The 19,465-nt window shown below is 43.8% G+C and carries 17 protein-coding genes; 5 read left to right on the forward strand and 12 right to left on the reverse strand.

Annotation, left to right across the window (positions count from 1 at the left end; all coding sequences use genetic code 11):
* Window positions 1-25: 25 nt before the first annotated feature.
* The 8 genes from MAS10914_RS0108820 to MAS10914_RS0108855 form a co-directional block, all read right to left on the reverse strand.
* The gene (locus tag MAS10914_RS0108820) at window positions 26-1,609 is read right to left on the reverse strand and encodes a sensor histidine kinase (RefSeq protein WP_017315561.1); all 1,584 of its coding nucleotides are present in this window, start codon (window positions 1,607-1,609) and stop codon (window positions 26-28) included.
* A gap of 79 nt (window positions 1,610-1,688) precedes the next feature.
* A complete protein-coding gene (locus MAS10914_RS0108825) occupies window positions 1,689-2,606 on the reverse strand; it encodes a LysR family transcriptional regulator (protein WP_017315562.1) in 918 nt (305 codons plus the stop codon).
* Window positions 2,607-3,096: 490 nt separating this feature from the next.
* Complete coding sequence (locus MAS10914_RS0108830) at window positions 3,097-3,867, reverse strand: BMC domain-containing protein (RefSeq protein ID WP_017315563.1); 771 nt, start codon at window positions 3,865-3,867, stop codon at window positions 3,097-3,099.
* Between the two features lie 67 nt (window positions 3,868-3,934).
* Window positions 3,935-4,549: an LbetaH domain-containing protein gene (locus MAS10914_RS0108835; RefSeq protein WP_017315564.1), complete on the reverse strand. Its 615-nt coding sequence runs from the start codon at window positions 4,547-4,549 to the stop codon at window positions 3,935-3,937.
* Window positions 4,550-4,665: 116 nt separating this feature from the next.
* A complete protein-coding gene (locus MAS10914_RS0108840; protein ID WP_017315565.1) occupies window positions 4,666-6,327 on the reverse strand; it encodes a ribulose bisphosphate carboxylase small subunit in 1,662 nt (553 codons plus the stop codon).
* A gap of 207 nt (window positions 6,328-6,534) precedes the next feature.
* Window positions 6,535-6,837: a EutN/CcmL family microcompartment protein gene (locus tag MAS10914_RS0108845; protein ID WP_017315567.1), complete on the reverse strand. Its 303-nt coding sequence runs from the start codon at window positions 6,835-6,837 to the stop codon at window positions 6,535-6,537.
* A 6-nt stretch (window positions 6,838-6,843) separates the two neighbouring features.
* Window positions 6,844-7,188 carry a carbon dioxide-concentrating mechanism protein CcmK gene (locus MAS10914_RS0108850; protein ID WP_017315568.1) on the reverse strand — a complete coding sequence of 115 codons (345 nt, stop codon included), beginning with the start codon at window positions 7,186-7,188 and terminating at the stop codon, window positions 6,844-6,846.
* A gap of 153 nt (window positions 7,189-7,341) precedes the next feature.
* Window positions 7,342-7,650 (reverse strand): carbon dioxide-concentrating mechanism protein CcmK, encoded by a 309-nt coding sequence (locus tag MAS10914_RS0108855; protein ID WP_017315569.1) that lies wholly within the window; start codon window positions 7,648-7,650, stop codon window positions 7,342-7,344.
* An 813-nt stretch (window positions 7,651-8,463) separates the two neighbouring features.
* Between MAS10914_RS0108855 and MAS10914_RS0108860 the strand changes: the two genes are divergently transcribed.
* The 5 genes from MAS10914_RS0108860 to MAS10914_RS0108880 all read left to right on the forward strand — a co-directional run bounded on the left by MAS10914_RS0108860 (window position 8,464) and on the right by MAS10914_RS0108880 (window position 14,323).
* The gene (locus MAS10914_RS0108860; protein ID WP_017315570.1) at window positions 8,464-10,320 is read left to right on the forward strand and encodes an NAD(P)H-quinone oxidoreductase subunit F; all 1,857 of its coding nucleotides are present in this window, start codon (window positions 8,464-8,466) and stop codon (window positions 10,318-10,320) included.
* Window positions 10,321-10,405: 85 nt separating this feature from the next.
* Window positions 10,406-11,908 (forward strand): NADH-quinone oxidoreductase subunit M, encoded by a 1,503-nt coding sequence (locus tag MAS10914_RS0108865; protein WP_026082428.1) that lies wholly within the window; start codon window positions 10,406-10,408, stop codon window positions 11,906-11,908.
* Window positions 11,909-11,994: 86 nt separating this feature from the next.
* A complete protein-coding gene (locus MAS10914_RS0108870) occupies window positions 11,995-13,164 on the forward strand; it encodes a CO2 hydration protein (RefSeq protein WP_017315572.1) in 1,170 nt (389 codons plus the stop codon).
* A 397-nt stretch (window positions 13,165-13,561) separates the two neighbouring features.
* Window positions 13,562-13,861 (forward strand): type II toxin-antitoxin system HigB family toxin, encoded by a 300-nt coding sequence (locus tag MAS10914_RS0108875; RefSeq protein ID WP_017315573.1) that lies wholly within the window; start codon window positions 13,562-13,564, stop codon window positions 13,859-13,861.
* A 69-nt stretch (window positions 13,862-13,930) separates the two neighbouring features.
* Window positions 13,931-14,323 carry a helix-turn-helix domain-containing protein gene (locus tag MAS10914_RS0108880; protein WP_017315574.1) on the forward strand — a complete coding sequence of 131 codons (393 nt, stop codon included), beginning with the start codon at window positions 13,931-13,933 and terminating at the stop codon, window positions 14,321-14,323.
* A gap of 118 nt (window positions 14,324-14,441) precedes the next feature.
* Here MAS10914_RS0108880 and map read toward each other — a convergent pair whose 3' ends face one another.
* The 4 genes from map to MAS10914_RS0108900 form a co-directional block, all read right to left on the reverse strand.
* Window positions 14,442-15,269, reverse strand: coding sequence for a type I methionyl aminopeptidase (map, locus tag MAS10914_RS0108885; protein WP_017315575.1), 828 nt, complete (start codon window positions 15,267-15,269; stop codon window positions 14,442-14,444).
* 213 nt (window positions 15,270-15,482) lie between these two features.
* The gene (locus MAS10914_RS0108890) at window positions 15,483-18,308 is read right to left on the reverse strand and encodes a M16 family metallopeptidase (protein ID WP_026082429.1); all 2,826 of its coding nucleotides are present in this window, start codon (window positions 18,306-18,308) and stop codon (window positions 15,483-15,485) included.
* A 132-nt stretch (window positions 18,309-18,440) separates the two neighbouring features.
* Entirely contained in the window at window positions 18,441-18,884 is a 444-nt protein-coding gene (locus tag MAS10914_RS0108895) for a VOC family protein (protein WP_017315577.1), read from the reverse strand.
* Window positions 18,885-18,947: 63 nt separating this feature from the next.
* A complete protein-coding gene (locus tag MAS10914_RS0108900; RefSeq protein ID WP_026082430.1) occupies window positions 18,948-19,460 on the reverse strand; it encodes a TIGR02652 family protein in 513 nt (170 codons plus the stop codon).
* Window positions 19,461-19,465: the final 5 nt, after the last annotated feature.

Here is a 19,465-nt window from a genome sequence, read left to right on the forward strand (position 1 = left end):
CTCCCATTGTGAATACTTCTGGTGGTTATTTAATGGTAAAATAAAAAGTTGCCCCTCGACCTACAGATGCCTCAATCCAAATGCGCCCTCGATGTTTGTGGATGATCCGTTGTACTGATGTTAGCCCTACACCTGTGCCTGGAAACTCATTATCAGAGTGGAGGCGCTGGAAGGGGCGGAACAGTTTATCGGCGTAGGTCATGTCGAAGCCAGCACCATTATCCCGCACGTAAAAGATTGATGAACCGTCGCTTTGGTGTGTCACACCGAACTCAATACGTGCTTGCGGAGTTTTGGAAGAATACTTCCAGGCATTGGATAGTAAGTTTTCCAGCATCACGCGCAGTAGAACTGAATCACCATGTACAGTTAGTCCCTCTGCGACGTGTGTTTCCACTTGACGATTTACTTCGGCAGCCTTGAGATGAGATAAAATCTCATTAGCCATGCTGCTGAGGTCAACTTTTTCTTGCTTGAGTTCTAAGCGCATCAGCTTGTGCAAAAACAGCATGACGTCAATTTGCGTGTTCATCCGCTCTGCGGAGGTACATACACGGTTTAGGTATTGCCTTCCCTGCTCTTCCAGTTGGCAATTGTATTTCATCTGCAAAAGCTCACTGAAGCTTAGAATGCTCCTTAGGGGCGATCGCAAATCATGAGAAATGGTATATGAGAAGGCTTCTAATTCCTGATTCGCGAATTCCAACTGAGATGTCCTTTCTCGCACGCGTTGTTCCAACTCGCTATAAATCTGGACGTTTTCCATCGCTACGGACGTGCTGTCAGCCAAAGCCTGGATCAGGTGTACTTCTTCTGCGGTGGGAGAGTGTCGTCCAGCCCAGTAATTGCCAATAGCCCCAATTGGTGCTTCCTTACGAATTGGCACCATAACCAAGCTTTTGATAAAAGTCGGTTGATACGCTTCGATTGGGATGCGCTCATCACCGTACACATCCTCGATGATGACCTGCTCTCGGTGTCGCATACACCAACCACCAATACAGATCTTTATTGGGAAGAGACGACCTTTCCACAACGGCTGGATAGCGTTTTCCTCAGCATAGTAGCACATATCTCCCTTTCGCAGGACAAAGCTCGCCCCGTCAGCGCCGATAAGTTCTCGTGCAGCACGACGCACGATCGCCGTAATCTCATCTAAACTGCGTGCTAAGGAGAGTTCCTGAACGACAGTGACCAAGAGTTCCATAGCATGGTTGTAGCGCTCTAGTTGCTTAGATGCAGAACTTTGAAGTGTACGTCGAGCGATGGGTGCTAGTCGCCACAATTGCTCTTTAGAAATGTAGTCTACAGCACCAGTACGTAAATATGCCGCTGCTTCCTCCTCATTGACATTACCAGAAACAAAGATGAAAGGAACGTTGGGGCATTTTTGCTGGGCAATATCAAAGGCGGAAAATCCCGAAAACCCTTCAACTGCGTTTTCTGAAAGAATTAAATCAAAACCTCCTTGTTCAATAGCAGCAATGTACTCAGAACAAGTTTTTACCACCTGTGCTTCTACTTTCCAACCATCTTTAGCCAGCACAAGCTGAATACGATGCGCGTCAAAGGCATTGTCTTCAACATGGAGAATGGCTAGAGCATCCATAATTCTAATCCAAAGACAGATTTTGCAATCCTAGTGAAACCGATTATAATAAAAAATTTTTAGTTAGCATTCTGCCTGTTTAATCATTTTTACTTGCTGTTTGATCTACAAATTGCTTTGCTGCATCTAGTAAATACTCAAAATAGGTACGAGCAACGATAGACATCTGTTTTCCAGATGGGTAAACCATGTACCAATTCCGTTGAATTGGAAAGTGTTCGACATCCAAAATGGTTAAATCTTTACCATCTGTTACTAAAGTATGTCGAGATAAAACTGAAATTCCTAAACCACCGGCAATTGCTTGCTTAATCGCCTCATTACTCCCCAATTCCAGCTTAACCTTCACCACCACTCCATGCTCATCGAATAATTGCTGGACAGACCGCCGTGTTCCCGAACCTGGTTCCCGCATAATAAAAGGTTCATCAGCAAGACGTTGAATGGGAATATTTTTTTCCTGTGCCAGAGGATGATGAACAGGTGCCATAACGACCAAGGGGTTTTCTAAAAATGGCTGACAATTGACATCTAGATGTTCTGGAACTTGGCTCATAATATACAAATCATCCATATTGCCAACCATGCGTTCCAAAATGCCTTCATGATTAGTGACTTGCAGCGAGATATCAATTCCTGGGTAAAGTTGGCAAAATGGGCCCAATAAACGTGGTATGAAGTATTTAGCAGTCGTAATGACTGCCAAGCGCAGCTGTCCCTGCTTTAACCCTTTTAAATCTGCCACTTTCATTTCAAATTGGGCAATTGTGTCAAAAATTTGCCGACAAGTAGCAAATAGTTCCCGTCCTGCTTCCGTAAGATAGAGGCGCTTTCCTACCTGCTCAAATAATGGCAACCCGACTGATTTTGTGAGTTGCTTAATTTGCATGGAAACGGTGGGTTGGGTGAGAAAGAGTTCCTCAGCGGCGCGAGTAAAGCTACCATGACGTGCCGCCGCCTCAAACACCTTCAACTGGTGCAGCGTCGCTTGGTTCAAGGGTTATTCTCCTCTAATAGCGATTAGCGATTCTATAGATATAGATCTAGTATCACTGAACACTTGGAAATTGATATAGCTTTGCTTATGTAAAAGTTAAAGGTGATAGGTATAGATAAAATTTTATTAATGCCATTAGAAGAATGGTATTTTCCTTATGAATTGGAAAAGTTATTATTCAAAAAAGCAACAACAGCGTAAGACACCTTCCACTCAAGGTGACACACCTTGATGGCAGATCACTTAAGTTATGAGTTATGAGTTATGAGTTACTCCTTCCTAACTCGTCGATGCCAGTTTGCAAGGTCAGAGCGAACTTCCCTTCCCGGTATCTCTTCCGGACAGGCAGCGCCTTCGCCGTCAGGCGTGCGCTTGCGCTTACGCCAGTCGCCTGGGTGCGGGAAACCCCCCTGCAGCGCTGGACTTACCGCAACGCACTGCTTACTGCACGCAACTGGCTCCTCTTAACTCCTAACTTTTTCACTCTCAATCATTCTTCAGTTATTTTTAGAGGTAACCTGGTCAAATCGGGCAATTGCAATAGTTCTGTCTCTACAACTTTCTCCTTGATATTTACTGGTAACTTTAACGGTTGACGTTCTTCTATCCAACAACTTGCGACTGGCAAGGTATGCTCCAATTCTTCCAACGGTCTTGGAATCACCATCACTGCGTTTAACTCCCCAATGCGTTCTGCCTCGTTCATACCAGCTTCCACTGCTACCGCTACATTTGCCACGGAGCCACGAATAATGGCTGTACACAAACCCGCACCAATTTTTTCGTATGCTGCCAATTGGACATCGGCGGCTTTCAGCATTGCATCGGCTGCTCCCACCAATGCCGGAAATCCCCGCGTTTCTACCAAACCAATTGCTTGATTACTTAGACGGTTGTAATTGCTGTCTTCAGCAAGTGCGCTGAGGCGGCTGTTGATAGGTAGTACAACTTCTAGGTTGGGATACGGACGGGGAATCACCAAGCTAGAAACCAACTGACCGATTTGTTCAGCAACTTGAACTCCGGACTCTACCGCTAGACGTACATCGGCGATACCACCTCTAACAACAGCAGTACAGTGACCACTGCCGATTTTTTCATATCCAATCAGATGAACTCCAGCGGTTTTTAGCATCGTATCCGCCGTACCAACCATTGCTGGAAAACTGCGGGTAGATACTAATCCCAAAGCACTATCCTTAAGGATGTCTCGACGGTGCGATGCCTGAGCACTGATAGAGCGTTGATTGTATGCCTCCATTTAAATTCTCCAGAATATTCACTCAATTGTTAGCTGCAACTGGTGCTGACAACTTAACAATTAACACTTATTCAGGCTGACCGTCAGATGTGGGTTTATTCAAGGGTTGCTTATGGGGAAACAATGTCACCAACAGCTTTTGTATGCTTTCTTGCCCGTAAATGTAACTACCGATTTGAGATTCCTGAGGTGGGGAAGACTTGGGAATTGATTCCTCCTCAAGGTCTATTTGTCTCCCTGTCCCATTGTCCGACTTTACGCTGGTAGCGGGTTCATTAGAGGATTCGGGTTGTTTTGTTTCACTCGTTAGCGCAGGAGATTCAGAAATACGCCGACTCGTGTCTCCCAAAACTGAGCCAGCCGCAACGACTTGTCCAGGTTCAACAGAACAATTCAAAATTGTTGTTGCTGCTCCAATACAAGCATTTGCCCCAATTTTGCCTTCTCCAACCATCAAAAGACCTGCTCCCAGGTTTGCTCCTGCTTCTACCTCTAGGGTTCCTTTATGGACTTGGAGAATTGACCCCATACCCACACAGACTCCTGAACCGATAATTATTTTGCTGCTTGGAGCCGCTTGGAGTATCACACCTGGTGCAAGTACTGCACTTGGATGAATTATCACCTCGCCACTTATATAAGAATCAAAGTCATAACTTGGGCGCAGTGGCGGCACAGACATGGTATGTAACCTCGGAAGCCTTTGAATAGGAGGGGGGAGTGGAGGGAGTGGGGGAAGTGGGGGAAGTGGGGGGAGAAATGACCTCCCTATCTTCCTCATCTCCCTCATTTCTCATGCTATGGGCGTTGAATAATTGTTTCCAGTACGCGACGCTTCGCTTTGGGGTCAATCCCAATCAGCCGCACATATTCTCCTTGGTATTCTGCAAGGTACCCTTCCAATGCTGCTGCAGCTTGTTGTGCAGAACTAGCCTGAATTTGTCCGCAGCTTGCCCATGAACCTGTACGGAACCGCCGCTGGTCTACGTGTTCTGCGCTAATTTTATACCCACCATTTATCAGTTGCTGTAGCTGTTCTACTACCTCGGAACTTAAGCGGGTACTAGTCACTGATGCCGTTGCAGAGGAAGTCGCCGCTGGCGCACTCGCTACAGACTTAGAAGTTCCAGATGAGCTGACTGAACCGTTAGGGCGTTGGATAATGGTTTCTAATACCCGCCGTTTGGCTTTGCGGTCAATTCCAATTAAGCGTACGTACTCGCCTTGATGATTTTCGATACATTCTTCCAATGCAGCAACAACTTCTTTTGTAGAAGTTGCTTCAATCGGCTGGCAGCTTTGCCACGAACCTGTGCGGAAGCGACGCTCATCTACGTGTTCCATACCAATTTTGTAACCACCTGCCAGCAGCTGCTGTACTTGGTCTACAGTTTCAGCACTAATTTTGCCACTACTACTGCCATAACTGGAACCATTGCTGGAACCATTACCGTTGTAGCTTTTATTTGTTTGGTTGGTAGGAGCTTTGAAGTTGGCAGGCGCATTTATAACCCCATCTGGGCGTTGGATAATGGTTTCCAACACGCGCCGTTTGCCCTTGTCAATACCAAATAGGCGAACATACTCACCAGAGTGTTCTGCCAGACAACCTTCCAAAGCGGCGATCGCCTCACCGACCGATCTAGCTTCTATTGGTGTGCAACTCTGCCAAGAGCCAGTGCGGAACCGCCGTTCGTCTACGTGTTCTGTACCTATCTTATACCCTTGATCTAATAGATAACGTACCTGATCTACTGTTTGGGCACCCAAGCTACTGCTAGCCACGTCATTACTCCTTTCAAACCCGTTAACACCGTTGCTTGTATAAGATTTAGCTAACTCATCCCGAATAGTATTTATACACTTACTATCTGCAGCACAAAGATAACCAGCTCGCAACGCTTGATTAATCCCAATCACATGATGGGAAAATTGCTTATCCTGTGCTTGCACATCTGGCAAACGGTCAGCTTGTTGTTGATTAGTAATTACTGCTCCTGAAGGTACGTATTTACCTGGAGGAATTTCCACATCTTGAATCAAAGCGTGCATCATCACGATGCAACCTGCTCCCACCCTAGCGTTGAATACTGTTGAACGGAAGCCGATGAAACAATTATCCCCAACATAAGCTGGTCCATGAATGAGAGTCATGTGGGTAATTGATGCATTGCTGCCAATCCATACCGAGTATTCATTTTGGTCATCGCCAATGACTCGACCTTGCTCTAACCCATGAATCACGACACCATCTTGAAGATTGGTGTTTTCACCGATGTAAAAAGGCGTGCCTTCATCCGCTCTAATCGAAGTCCCCGGAGCAACGATTACATTTGCGCCTATCTGTACATCCCCAATAATATTGGAAAAAGAATGTACAAATGCAGTTTCATGGATTTTTGGTTCAGCTAAACTCCTCGACCACGGGGTTGGGGGTGCCGCCGTGTTGCGGACTGCCATCGCTAGATTCCTCCTATATTGCACTGCTCGTCATTAGTCCTTTGTTGAGATCAGTCCTGTCAACTCTTTCCTTTGTGAGGCACGCGCAGCGTGCCCGTGCCTCCTTTAGGAGGATCTGCGCCAACGCCGCAGACCTGCCGGAGGCATAGGACTCACCCGTGAGAGTCATTTGTCCACTGCTAGTAACAAATGACGAATGAGTAATGACTATCTATACTGGTCTTTTTTGCTGTAAATTAGGCGGTCTTCAACGTGGATTGTATCAATTATTGCCACCACGGCTGCGTCTACTGGACGCTGTTCATTACCCAGAACTTGACGGGCTGCGCTACCACGACTTATAAGTACCCACTCATCCACTCCCGCACCCACGCTATCAGCTGCCACTTCGTATTCTGGTAGAATACGTCCTTCTTCATCCACTAATTGCAACAGCAGTAGTTTGACACCTCTAAGACTTGGGTCTTTTTGAGTGCTAACTACTGTGCCGCGAACTTTGGCAATTTGCATTACACGTTATGGTCTTCTGTTGTAGGGACGAATTGCGTTCACATCCTCCCGGAACTGCTCCACATCTTCCGTATATCTAATTGGCAGCACGTATTCTAAGTTCTCGTGAGGACGAGCAATGATGTGGGTAGACAATACTTGTCCGCCGTTAACTCGCTTCACAGATTCAACTCCAGCACCAACTGAAGCCTGTACTTCAGAAACGTCTCCCCGCACAATCACGGTAACGCGACCGCTACCGATTTTTTCGTAGCCTACCAAAGTCACGCGGGCTGCTTTGACCATTGCATCTGCTGCTTCTACTACCGCAGGAAACCCCAAAGTTTCCACCATTCCTACTGCAATTGACATAAGTTTTAATCCTCAACTTGCAACAATTAAACACAAGCAAAGCTACAAAAAGCCAACCCCAACAAGAATTTCAGATTTTAAAGCTGTCAGCTATAAGCTACGCCTGCTTATAGCTTGATTCATCCAGAATCTAAAATCTAAAATCCAAAATTGTTAGGTGCGGAACTGGTCTACAGCTTCGGTGTAACGAATAGGCAATACGTATTCCAAGTTCTCGTGAGGACGAGCAATGATGTGAGTGGACAACACCTCACCGCCATTCACTCTTCTGGCTGCTTCAACTCCAGCCGCAACTGAAGCTTGAACCTCAGAAACGTCTCCCCGGACAATCACAGTCACCCGAGCACTACCGATTTTTTCATACCCTACCAAGGTGACGCGAGCGGCTTTAACCATCGCGTCAGCAGCTTCCACTATCGCCGGAAACCCTTTTGTTTCAATCATTCCAACTGCAATTGGCATCGCAGAACTCCCACAAAGTTATTGAAATATGTACTGACCAATGAAAATTTTGACGGGGTTGCTCATCTTGAGCTTTAAAAGTATTTCTAAAATTAAGCATAGAAAAGCTTTGCGCCCCTGACAATATAAATTACCATAATAGTTTGTAATAAAATTAATTTAAAAAAATTAACATAGTTTTCCCAACAGGCATTCTACTCAACCGAACTTCATAGATTCCTGAAGCAGCCACTTCTGCTTTATAATTTTTTTATTACATTTGTTCAAACAGGTTCATAAAGGCACGAATTCTGTCTTAAGAGCAATGACGCAAAACTCAAGGAGTCTTAGTGCCGTCTTTCCTCGTTTTTGCTATTTGTGTAACAAATGGCTTAAAGATTTGTATAATTTTTTCTTATTAATGGTATAAAATAGTGTTGTGAGATTACAAATTACAACCATACAACACAACTATATGTAAAGGAAGAGAAGTCAATATTTCTCATGGGAGAGATAATTTCTTTTTTTGTTTAAAGCCAAGCAAAAGGAAAACTAATGTGAGCCATCAAAAAGTGTAAACGATCAAATAACAGAATCGAGAACGAATGTCTCTGTTTTGTCACATTTGTCAGATTAAGATTCAAATGACTAACTTAACAATAGTTAAAGAAGATGAGCTTTCTTCAAATTATAGAAATTGGTAAATAGGCTCAAAAAATTGAAATGACCAGATAAAAGTCTGATGGATTGGGCTTTTGCCTGGTTGACAGAAGAAAGTTATTTACTTCTGATTCTTAGAAAATCATGCAAGTAGAATCATCAAGGGAAATTTAGATGAGTGAATTTTTCTTCCTAACAAGTTGGTGGATACCTTTTTATGGGCTGTTAGGTGCGCTTCTTACCTTGCCGTGGGCAATAGGATTAATTCAGCGCACAGGACCAAGACCAGCTGCTTATTTCAACTTGCTGATGACCGTTTTGGCTTTTGTCCACAGCCTGTTTGTATTCACTGATATTTGGAGTAGAGAACCAGAAAATTATGTAATTACCTGGTTCAAAGCGGCAGATTTTGATCTATCGTTTGCCTTGGAAGTGTCACCAGTCAGTATTGGGGCAACAGTTTTAATTACAGTGGTCAGTTTACTGGCACAAACTTACGCCCTTGGTTACATGGAAAAGGACTGGGCGTTGGCGCGGTTCTTTGCCCTGATGGGATTTTTTGAAGCAGCACTCAGTGGTTTAGCCATTAGTGACTCTCTATTTCTCAGCTATGCTCTTCTGGAAATACTGACTCTTTCCACTTACTTGCTGGTGGGATTCTGGTATGCTCAACCATTGGTAGTAACAGCGGCGCGAGATGCATTTCTCACTAAGCGGGTGGGAGACTTGTTGCTGCTGATGGGAGTGGTAACGCTTTCCACCCTAGCCGGTAGTTTAAACTTTTCCGATTTATATGAGTGGGCACAGACCGCTAACTTGAACCCAACGGTATCTACTTTATTAGGTTTGGCTTTGATAGCAGGACCTGCGGGTAAATGTGCTCAATTTCCGCTGCATCTGTGGTTGGACGAGGCAATGGAAGGTCCCAACCCAGCTTCGGTAATGCGGAACTCTTTGGTGGTCGCCGGTGGAGCTTATGTGCTGTATAAACTACAACCAATTTTAGCGCTGTCACCAGTAGCATTGAATGCTTTGATAGTGATGGGTACTATGACGGCAGTAGGTGCATCATTAGTATCTTTGGCGCAAACTGACATCAAACGAGCCCTATCTCATTCCACCAGCGCATACTTAGGGTTAGCATTTTTGGCAGTTGGTATGCAGCAAGGAGGTGTTGCCCTCATGTTGCTGTTAACTCATGGAATTGCCAAAGCATTGTTGTTTATGAGTTCTGGTTCAGTAATATTTACGACCAATACCCAAGACTTAACAGAAATGGGTGGTTTGTGGTCACGGATGCCAGCAACCACCGCAGCCTATGTTGTTGGTGCAGCCGGGATGGTGACACTCCTGCCATTGGGAAGCTTTTGGGCAATGTTAGGATGGGCTGATGGCTTGGCTTTGATTAGCCCTTGGGTGATTGGAGTCTTAGTGATAGTCAATGGCTTGACAGCATTGAATTTGACACGAGTATTCCGCTTAGTATTTTGGGGTGAACCGCAACAAAAGACACGTCGCGCTCCAGAGGTTGGTTGGCAGATGGCATTCCCCATGGTAGCTATGACTGTGATGACTTTGTTAGTACCGTTGATGTTGCAGCAATGGTATCTGCTACCCGATTGGGAGAGTGTAAATTGGTACGTGGTAGGATTATTGTTGTCTTCTACGGTACTGGGAATAGGCATAGGGTCTAGTATGTATCTGCACAAGGCTTGGTCGAGATCTAGAGTACTTGGCTGGAGATTTTTGCAAGACTTGTTGGGTTATGACTTTTACATCGACCGAATTTATAAGGTGACAGTAGTTGGTGCAGTAGCGCTGCTTTCTAAGATATCTGCTTGGAGCGATCGCTTTCTGGTTGACGGTCTGATTAACTTAGTTGGATTTGCGACAATTTTTAGTGGGCAAACTTTGAAGTACAGCGTTTCGGGTCGCTCCCAAGGATACCTACTCACCATTCTTATAGGCATCAGCGTCCTAGGTTTCCTCATTAGTTGGTCTTTGGGTCTACTAAGTAGCTGGCATTTTTAGTCATTAGTCATTAGTCCTTTGTCATTACTCAGAACAAAGGACAAATTCCCCTCTCTTGCTTCCTAAACTTACCTACTTGTTTCCTATGCTTAGTGCTTTAATTTTGGTGCCGTTGCTAGGTGCGGCTTTAATCAGTTTCTTACCTTTTGGCATGACACCAAAAGTCTCCCGTGGAGTGGCATTAGTCTTTACAAGTATTTCTTTTGTATGGACGATAGTACTTGCAATTCAATTTAACCCAGCGAAAGCAAGTCAACAGTTTACCGAATTCCTCCCTTGGATAGAAGCTCTAGGTTTAAACTATCACCTGGGCGTAGATGGCTTGTCATTACCTTTGCTGGTTTTGAATGGACTGTTGACTTGCATTGCCATCTGCAGTAGCGACGTAGCTATTGGGCGTCCTCGATTTTATTACTCTTTGCTCCTGCTGTTAAACGTTGGCGTTGTTGGAGCCTTCTTGGCACAGGATTTACTGCTGTTTTTCCTGTTTTACGAACTAGAACTGATTCCCCTGTATCTTCTGATTGCCATTTGGGGTGGCGAACGGCGGGGCTATGCAGCTACTAAATTTCTAATATATACCGCTGTTTCTGGAATTCTCATTTTAGCAAGTTTTCTCGGCGTAGTTTGGCTGAGTGGTGCTCCTAGCTTTGCTTTAGACAGCTTGAATACCAAATCTTTGTCTTTGGAGACACAAATTTTACTGCTGTTGGGAATTTTAATTGGTTTTGGCATCAAAATTCCCCTGGTTCCCTTCCACACATGGTTGCCAGATGCTCACGTTGAGGCTTCCACACCGGTTTCGGTGCTGTTAGCTGGAGTGCTGTTGAAGTTGGGAACTTACGGTTTACTGCGGTTTGGGATGGATTTGTTCCCAGAAGGTTGGAGTTATTTAGCTCCCTTTTTAGCAACCTGGGCAGTCATAAGCGTACTTTATGGTGCATCCTGCGCGATCGCCCAAAAAGATATGAAAAAAATGGTGGCATATAGTTCCATTGGACATATGGGCTTTATACTTTTAGCCGCCGCTGCTGCAACACCTCTAAGTGTGTTAGGAAGCGTCATGCAAATGATCAGCCACGGCTTGATTTCAGCAATGCTGTTTTTGCTTGTGGGAGTTGTGTATAAAAAAGCAGGAAGCCGCGATTTAGATGTTATACGGGGGTTAATGAACCCAGAACGCGGTATGCCTGTAATTGCAAGCTTGATGGTTTTGGGAGTGATGGCAAGTGCTGGTATACCGGGAATGGTTGGATTTATTTCTGAATTCATCGTTTTTCGGGGTAGTTTTCCAGTTTTCCCAGTGCAAACCCTGTTAAGCATGATTGGTACAGGCTTAACTGCTGTTTATTTCTTGATTCTCACCAACCGTGCCTTTTTTGGACGCTTGTCTGCACAAGTTGTCAACTTGCCTCGTGTATCTTGGGCAGATCGCGCACCTGGATTGGTTTTAGCCATCCTAATTCTGATTTTTGGGATTCAACCTAATTGGTTAGCGCGCTGGACTGAACAGACAACAACGGCGATGATTAATACCCCAAGCCCGATGGCAACAGTTTCTTTCGTTGAGACAAAAGGCAAAAATTAAAAGCAATAGAGATTAGGGATTGAGAATAACTTTAGCCCCTAATTCTTATTCCCTAGTCCTTCTGTTCATTTCTAGGAGAACCACCAATGGTAGCCATAAAAGACAAGCCCGCTAACTATCCATTATCTGAGTATATCGAGCGCCTGGAATCAGGAGGAGCATTACTTCCCGATACGCCAGAAAATGTGCTAGAAGTCGTTGGTATTCTTAAAAGCTATGGAGTCGTTTTAGATTCCTACTCAAAAAACCTGATCTACATTGCTGATCATCAATTTTTAGTGTTTTTCCCATTTTTTAAATACTTTAATGGGGAAATATCTTTTAATAAATTGCTACGGCATTGGTGGCATGACAGAATTAATTTTGAATATGCCGAGTATTGTATGAAAGCCATGATGTGGCATGGTGGCGGTGGCTTGGATGAATATCTAGATTCAACAGAATTTCAACAGAGAGCACAAGCTGTTATTGCAGCAAAATTTAAAAACAATCCCTTAATAATCGGACTCAACCAACTGTTCCCTGATTTTTTACCCGAACAGTTGCGCGTCAGTGCTTACTACAGTGGGTTAGGTCAATTTTGGCGGGTAATGGCTGATATGTTCCTCAGTTTATCCGACCGCTATGATAATGGCGAAATCAAATCTATTCCCCAAGTTGTAGACCATATAAAAGCGGGCTTGGTAGCAGATGCCAGTAAGCCAATTACCTATGCCGTTAAAATTCGGGATAAAGTTTATGACATTATTCCCGCTTCTGTTGGTTTGACCTTCCTTGCAGATACAGCAGTCCCTTATGTAGAAGCAGTTTTCTTCCGAGGAACGCCTTTCCACGGTACAGTTTCATATAACGCTCAAGCATATCAAATTCCCGCCGACCAAGCTCGATTTCAGTATGGCGCTTTGTATGCTGACCCCTTACCTATTGGCGGCGCAGGTATTCCTCCCACCTTGCTGATGCAAGATATGCGTCACTATCTCCCAGATTATTTACACGAAATTTATCGTCGCAGTCGTCGGGGAGAAGATGATTTGCGAGTACAAATTTGCATAACTTTCCAAAAATCAATGTTTTGTGTCACCACTGCGGCGATTTTGGGACTTATGCCTCATCCTTTAAATACTCAAAACCCAGATGAGCAAAAAGCCAATCGAGTTTATTTGCAAAAGTGGCTTGATAGGCTAAAAACTTCGCGCTTAGAGGTTGTGAACGACCAGTCTAATTTTTGTCCAGTGGCTTTACCAAAGACGGTGTAATAAACATCTTGTAAAAATACCTGAGTAGGGGCACAACAGTGTTGTGCCCTTACAAAAATCTGTTTTTTACTTTCTTAGCATACTAACGTCAAAAAAACCTGCGCTACTTCCTGCTGTTTTTTAGTTCTGTCGAACTCACGTCTGGTTATGTATAGCACTTCTCATTTGAATGAAGTACAGATTTATCTGTATTTATCTGTGTAGCCTACGGCACGGCTTACGCCTACATCTGTGGTTCATTATTTCTTTGGTGTACCTTACCCAATTTCTCCTGACTCCTGAGTTCTGACTCCTAGCACTAGTTATCTTCCTGTCAACCCAATCTTGACAAAAAGTTCTCAGTATGAGAACATAAAGAGTGAAGGCATTGGAGAATAAACCCTATGCCTAATAGACCATGCATCTTATAAGTATTCGTAACCTGCGTGTCGATGCTGCCCGATATTCAGATGTGGCTTCTCAAATTGAATCTTGGTATCGAGTTGTTAAATCTGCATCATGGCGACACTTGGATGATGTTCGGAAAGTTTACCTAACAGCAGAGGCTGTAAGTCACTTCACTATATTCAATATCAAAGGCAATGCTTATCGTCTAATTGTAGGCATTGATTATGAGACTCAAACTGTTTATCACAAGTATTTTCTGACTCATGCTGAATACGACAAGGAAGATTGGAAAAATGATCCATATTATTAACATTATTGACGTTGCTAAGTAGTTAAATTGTTATAGGTCGCCGCCAAAAACGGGCGTATGGTAAGAGATATGACTTTTGACAATGCCACATATAGCCAACTATTAGTGGAGTATCAACCCAAAATCATTACAACTGAAGAGGAATATGATCGCGCTCTTCAAACTGTTGAAAAGCTGATGATAAATAAAAAACGTACTCCAGAACAAACTGCTTTATTGCAACTACTGGTCACTCTCATTGAAGACCATGAGAACAAGTTTTATCCCATACCATTATCCTCTGCTCATGCCGTACTTGCACACTTAATAGAAGTAAAAGGGATTAAACAAGTTGACTTAGTTGGAATTCTTGGCTCTAAGGGAGTTGTTTCTGAAGTTATCAATGGCAAGCGCTCAATTAGCAAGGCACAGGCAAAAGCTCTGGGAGAGTTTTTTAATGTCTCTCCAGCACTGTTCATCTAAAAACTGGTCATGAAGACTGGTTTTGATCCAGTGGCTTTATCTAAAGTACTTATTCTGTCAATAATAACACAATGCGATCGCCCCAAGGGGCGATCGCACTCTGGTTAATTCACATTGATTAAACTTTCGAGCGATCTGTCAAAATCTCGTATCCCGTCTCTGTCACCAACACAGTATGCTCAAACTGAGCCGATAGAGCATTATCCACTGTAACCGCTGTCCAACGGTCAGATAAGGTCCGTGTATGCTTAGAACCAGCATTCAAAATTGGCTCAATTGCCAGGGTCATCCCCGGACGCAGTTTTACATTCGGCATTTCGCGGGTGCGAAAGTTGAAAACTGAAGGTTCTTCATGCAGGTTTCGACCAACACCGTGTCCGGTAAAGTCCTCTACCACGCTGTAGCTATTTGCTTTTACGTGGTCTTCAATTGCCCCTGCAATGTCCATCAGGTAGTTACCTGCTTTCACCTGTGCAATGCCTTTGAAAAGGGCTTCTTCTGCTACACGAATCAATCGATCTGCTTCTGGAGTGACTTCGCCCACAGCAATTGTAATGCAAGAATCACCATGAAAACCTTGATAATATGCGCCGGTATCTACTTTTAAAACATCTCCGCTGCGGATAACTTTTTTGGCACTAGGAATGCCATGTACAACTTCATTGTTAATGCTGGAACAGATAGAAGCAGGAAAGCCGTGATATCCTTTAAAACTTGGCGTTGCACCCATTTCCTTGATGCGTTTTTCCGCATGAGCATCCAAGTCAGCTGTACTCATCCCTGGCTTGACCAGCTCTGAAATTTCTTTTAGCACGGTTGCCACTATTTTTGCAGATTGCCGCATAATTTCAATTTCACGCGGCGATTTAATTTCAATTCCTCTACGTTGTTTTTTTTGATTCTTGTTTTGAACTGGTTGAGAGAGCAGGTTACTGAGAATGTTCATGGGAAGTTAATAACTATCAGTGCCTTGTTGCTTGTGTATTAATAGTTCTTCTAACTTTGTGGAGAAATAATACCTATATTTAAGTTAACTTATTTTTTGCCACAACCTGTCTTATAAAGCTTAAGAGTCCTGGGCATAAAAAAGAAAACTTAACTTTATTTAGTCATGAGAAGACTTACCAAGGTACAGACGCGCTACAGCGCGTCTGTAGATCTAATGACTCATAATCTCTTGGTTTGCAAACACAGCAGGTCCAGCTGTCACTACAACGATTTTATCTGGATAGAGTAACTCACGAGCTGCTTGATTAACTTGATCAAGGTTGACTGCTTGAACTTTTTCAGTAAAATCGCGCAATTCCTCTTTCTCTAGCCCGTACACCTCATTCATTAGGATTTTACCAGTTAATTCCTCTGGATCTGCCAGGGATACAATGTAGTTGCTGATCAAAATGTGTTTAGCTGTCTCTACTTCCAGTGCAGTAACGCCTTTTTGATGGATTTCCGTCAGCAGTTTGCGGGTACTAGCAATAGCCTGACGGGTATCTTCTGGACTGGTTTGCATCTCAATTAAGAATGTTCCAGAATTGTTTCCAGCAAGGAAGTTGCTATATATTCCATAGGTTAGCCCTTGGCGATCGCGCACTTCTGCTCCCAGTCTACTGGAGAGAGTATCGCCACCCAAAATCTGATTCAACACCAAGGCTGCATAAAAGCGGGGGTCTTTGCGGTTAATACCTGTATTACCCATGTAAGTAATGGCTTGAGCTTTACCTGGAAGAACTGGGTTGATACTCACAACTTTTTCTGGCAAAGATACCGTTGGATACTTTAACCTTGGTGGTAAACCGCTGGCTTTCCAGTTACTAAACTCAGTTTCTATAAGTGCTTGCACTTGTGCAGGAGCAAAATCTCCTACCAGCGCTAGCACTGTCGTATCTGGACGGTAATGTTTTGTCTTAAATTCAATGACATCTTCACGGCTTATGCGCTGCAAACTTTGCTCTGTTGGAAATGTATGTAAGGGATGGTTTTTCGGGTAAACCGATTGTACAAATGTTCTTTCTGCGACTTCTGAAGGGTCATCTAATTCCTGCTTAAGACCAGTTAATGCTTGTTGACGAGTCAATTCTAATTCTTTTTTGGGAAAAGTAGCATTTTTGACAACGTCTGCTAAAGTCTGAATCAGAACGGGTAAGTCAGCTGCCATGCTATCACCCTCAATTCGCACACCTTCTCGATACGTTTCAAACTCAAGGCTTGCTCCGCGATCTTCTAAGGTTTTGGCAACAGTCAAGACATCCTTTGTCTTCGTCCCATTCATTAAGTTCTCTGCAACAACAGACGCCAATCCAGCTTTATCCTCTGTTTCAAATTCCTGACCAGCTTTGATGTAACCAGAAAGTGTCACAGTGGGAGTACTTGTGTCGGGCACAAGCAATACCCGTAAACCGTTAGATAATGTGAATTGCTCTGGTAGCAGATGGGTTGTAGGAACACTTGCCATTACGGGAGGAAGATACTTTGCTACTTCCTGTGTCGTCACAGATGTTCCTAAGGCGAAATTTTCAGTGTTGTGTCTGAAGTTCGTCTTGTCACCATTCCCCTTTGCGTTGACCCGCGTAGGCTTAAAAAAGCCCACTGTACGTGCTTCTGGTTTGAGGTATTTTTTTGCCACACGCTGCACATCCGCCACCGTAACTTGGCGAACATCTGCTAAATAGCGGTCTGTATAGCGATAATCACCAGCAGTTGTCTCATCATTACCTAATTGCAATGCAAGACTGGTGATATCACGGTTACTCAAAATAAGAGACGCTTCTAATTTCGCCTTAGCTCGATTCAGTTCTTCTGTTGTGACTCCTTTTTTTGTCAGTTGGGCAAGAGCACTTCTTACAACTGAGTCAATTTTTTTTAAGTCTTGATTCGGATCTGCCGTAACCAACAACTCATACCAACCTGATTCTATCAAGCTAATTACAGAAGCTGAAACATCATTGGCTAAACCCGATTCTACCAACACCTGCTCAAGGCGAGAATTCCGTCCGTCTGTTAAAATGTAATCCATCAGATCTAGCGCTGGCACATCCGGGTGATTAACATCCGGTAACGGATATACAGCTTGTAACAACGCTCCTGCTCCTGGTTCCCGTAACATTATGGGAGTCTTGAGTCCTGAAGCTTGAGTGCTCAATGGAGTTGAGTCTTGAGTTTTGAGTTTTGAGTCTTGAGCCTTAGGTATTTCCCCAAAAATCTCTTCAACTGCTTCAAGAGTTGGTTCAGTTTGGAAATCTCCAACAATCACTAAAACAGCATTATCAGGACTGTAGAAATTGTGGTAGTACTTCCGCACCTGCTCTAAATTAAACCTTTGGACATCAGCTTCCGTGCCACCAACAGGCAACCCGTAAGTATGATTGGGAAAAGCGGCTTGCATCACAGCGCGGCTCAAGCGGTAGTCAGGGCTATTTTCGTAACCCTGCAACTCGGAAATAACAACTCGCTTTTCGCCCGCTAGTCCCACAGAATCAATCAGAGCATTTTGCATTCTGTCTGCTTCTAGCTCCAACAGCGCTGTCAGCTTGTCGCGCTCTGCTGTATTGTAGTATGCCGTTTGGTCATAGCTAGTGAAAGCATTTGAGTCACTGCCCAAAGCACTCAACAATCGTCCAAATTGAATTGGACGGTTTTTCGTGCCTTTAAACATCATGTGTTCTAACTGGTGGGCAATACCATTTAATCCAGGTTCCTCGTTGCGCGATCCTACCTTGTACCAGACCTGCACAGTCACGACTGGACTGGAGTGTACTTCCTTAGTCAGGACGGCAAGACCATTGTTCAATACTGTCTTGCGAACATTCTCAGTTAACAAAAGAGGCTCTGTTTTTTTTGAAACGATTATTTTATGTGAATTTAACCATGTGGAAGCGGTTGTTATCTGGCTATAAGATTCATCTCCAAGCAACAACACCGTCATTAGCGTAAAAGTTAACAGTAACAAAAGAAAACGATATCGATGCAATCTCTGAAATACAGACATGAATTGTACTACATTATCTGTAAAAAAATTACAGACTTTTTTTGAAAAAACTTTAGTCTCTCTGAGCAATTTGTCACTACGACAACACACCAGAGAGGAAATTATTTTACCGACAAAAAACCATTAGTTCAACTAGGAGAGCGTTGCTAATACGCGGATGAATTCTAAAGGCAAACCATCAGTATCTGCAATAAAAGCTACTTCGTAAATACAATTACCTATCTGCTGCTGTGTAGGTTCCAAAAGAACTTTCAGTGGTTCTAACAGGTCAGGATTGTTGTTTACTAACACCAAAAAACGTTCTTTTAAATTTATTAACCAACTAGATAAATCTGGAATTATATCAGTTAAATCGAATGAGAGATGGTAGTAGCCCACATAATGTTCGTCTGCAAATGCATCAGGGGCTGGTTTCGGTTGAGGAATTTGGATCAGTTCAATTCTGCCATTTAATCCTTCCATCCAACAAGCAAGAGTGTAGCCTGTAGTGAAGCGCTCACAAACGCTAAACCCTAGCTCTTCGTAGAAGGCGATCGCTCTTTGGATATTCGCGGTACGAATAGAAGCGTGATGCATAATTTTTGTCCTTATGTCATTTGTCATTTGTCTTTTTTACCAATAACAAATGACAAATGACAATTACTCAAACAACCTAAAATATGGATATCTCACTGGCACACCAGGCTCTTTTTCCAAATCGAAATTAATCACTTCCCAACAGGGGTTTTCCGAGGGTTCAGGGCTGAACTCTACAGGTAAACCATATAGTCGCGCCGAAGTCGTCTCCGCCTGTCCAGAACGCCAAGGGCTGCTACGCTCTAGGTAGCCGCTCATCAACTCTTGATAGCGTTTAGCAATAATAACCCGTGTCGCTCGGTAGCCTTGGGTATAGAGCTTGTCTAAAGCTTCGTGAATTTCAAATCGAATGCCATCGGGATGAGTATGCTGCCGATACCATTCGCCATTCCATCTTCGCCAATGACGTCCTGACTGTAGGTGGATTAATTCTCCACTCTTCGGATTAGCTTCAAACGCGCCATGACGCGGACATAAATACGTGTCTGTTAGTGTCAGAGCCGGGATTGTTTGGCGGCAGTGGGGACACTGAATTTCTGGACCGAATATGGGGTACTGCAAGCCTGGATTCATCATGAAGT

The organism is Mastigocladopsis repens PCC 10914, assembly GCF_000315565.1.
GTDB classification, from domain to species: Bacteria; Cyanobacteriota; Cyanobacteriia; order Cyanobacteriales; family Nostocaceae; genus Mastigocladopsis; species Mastigocladopsis repens.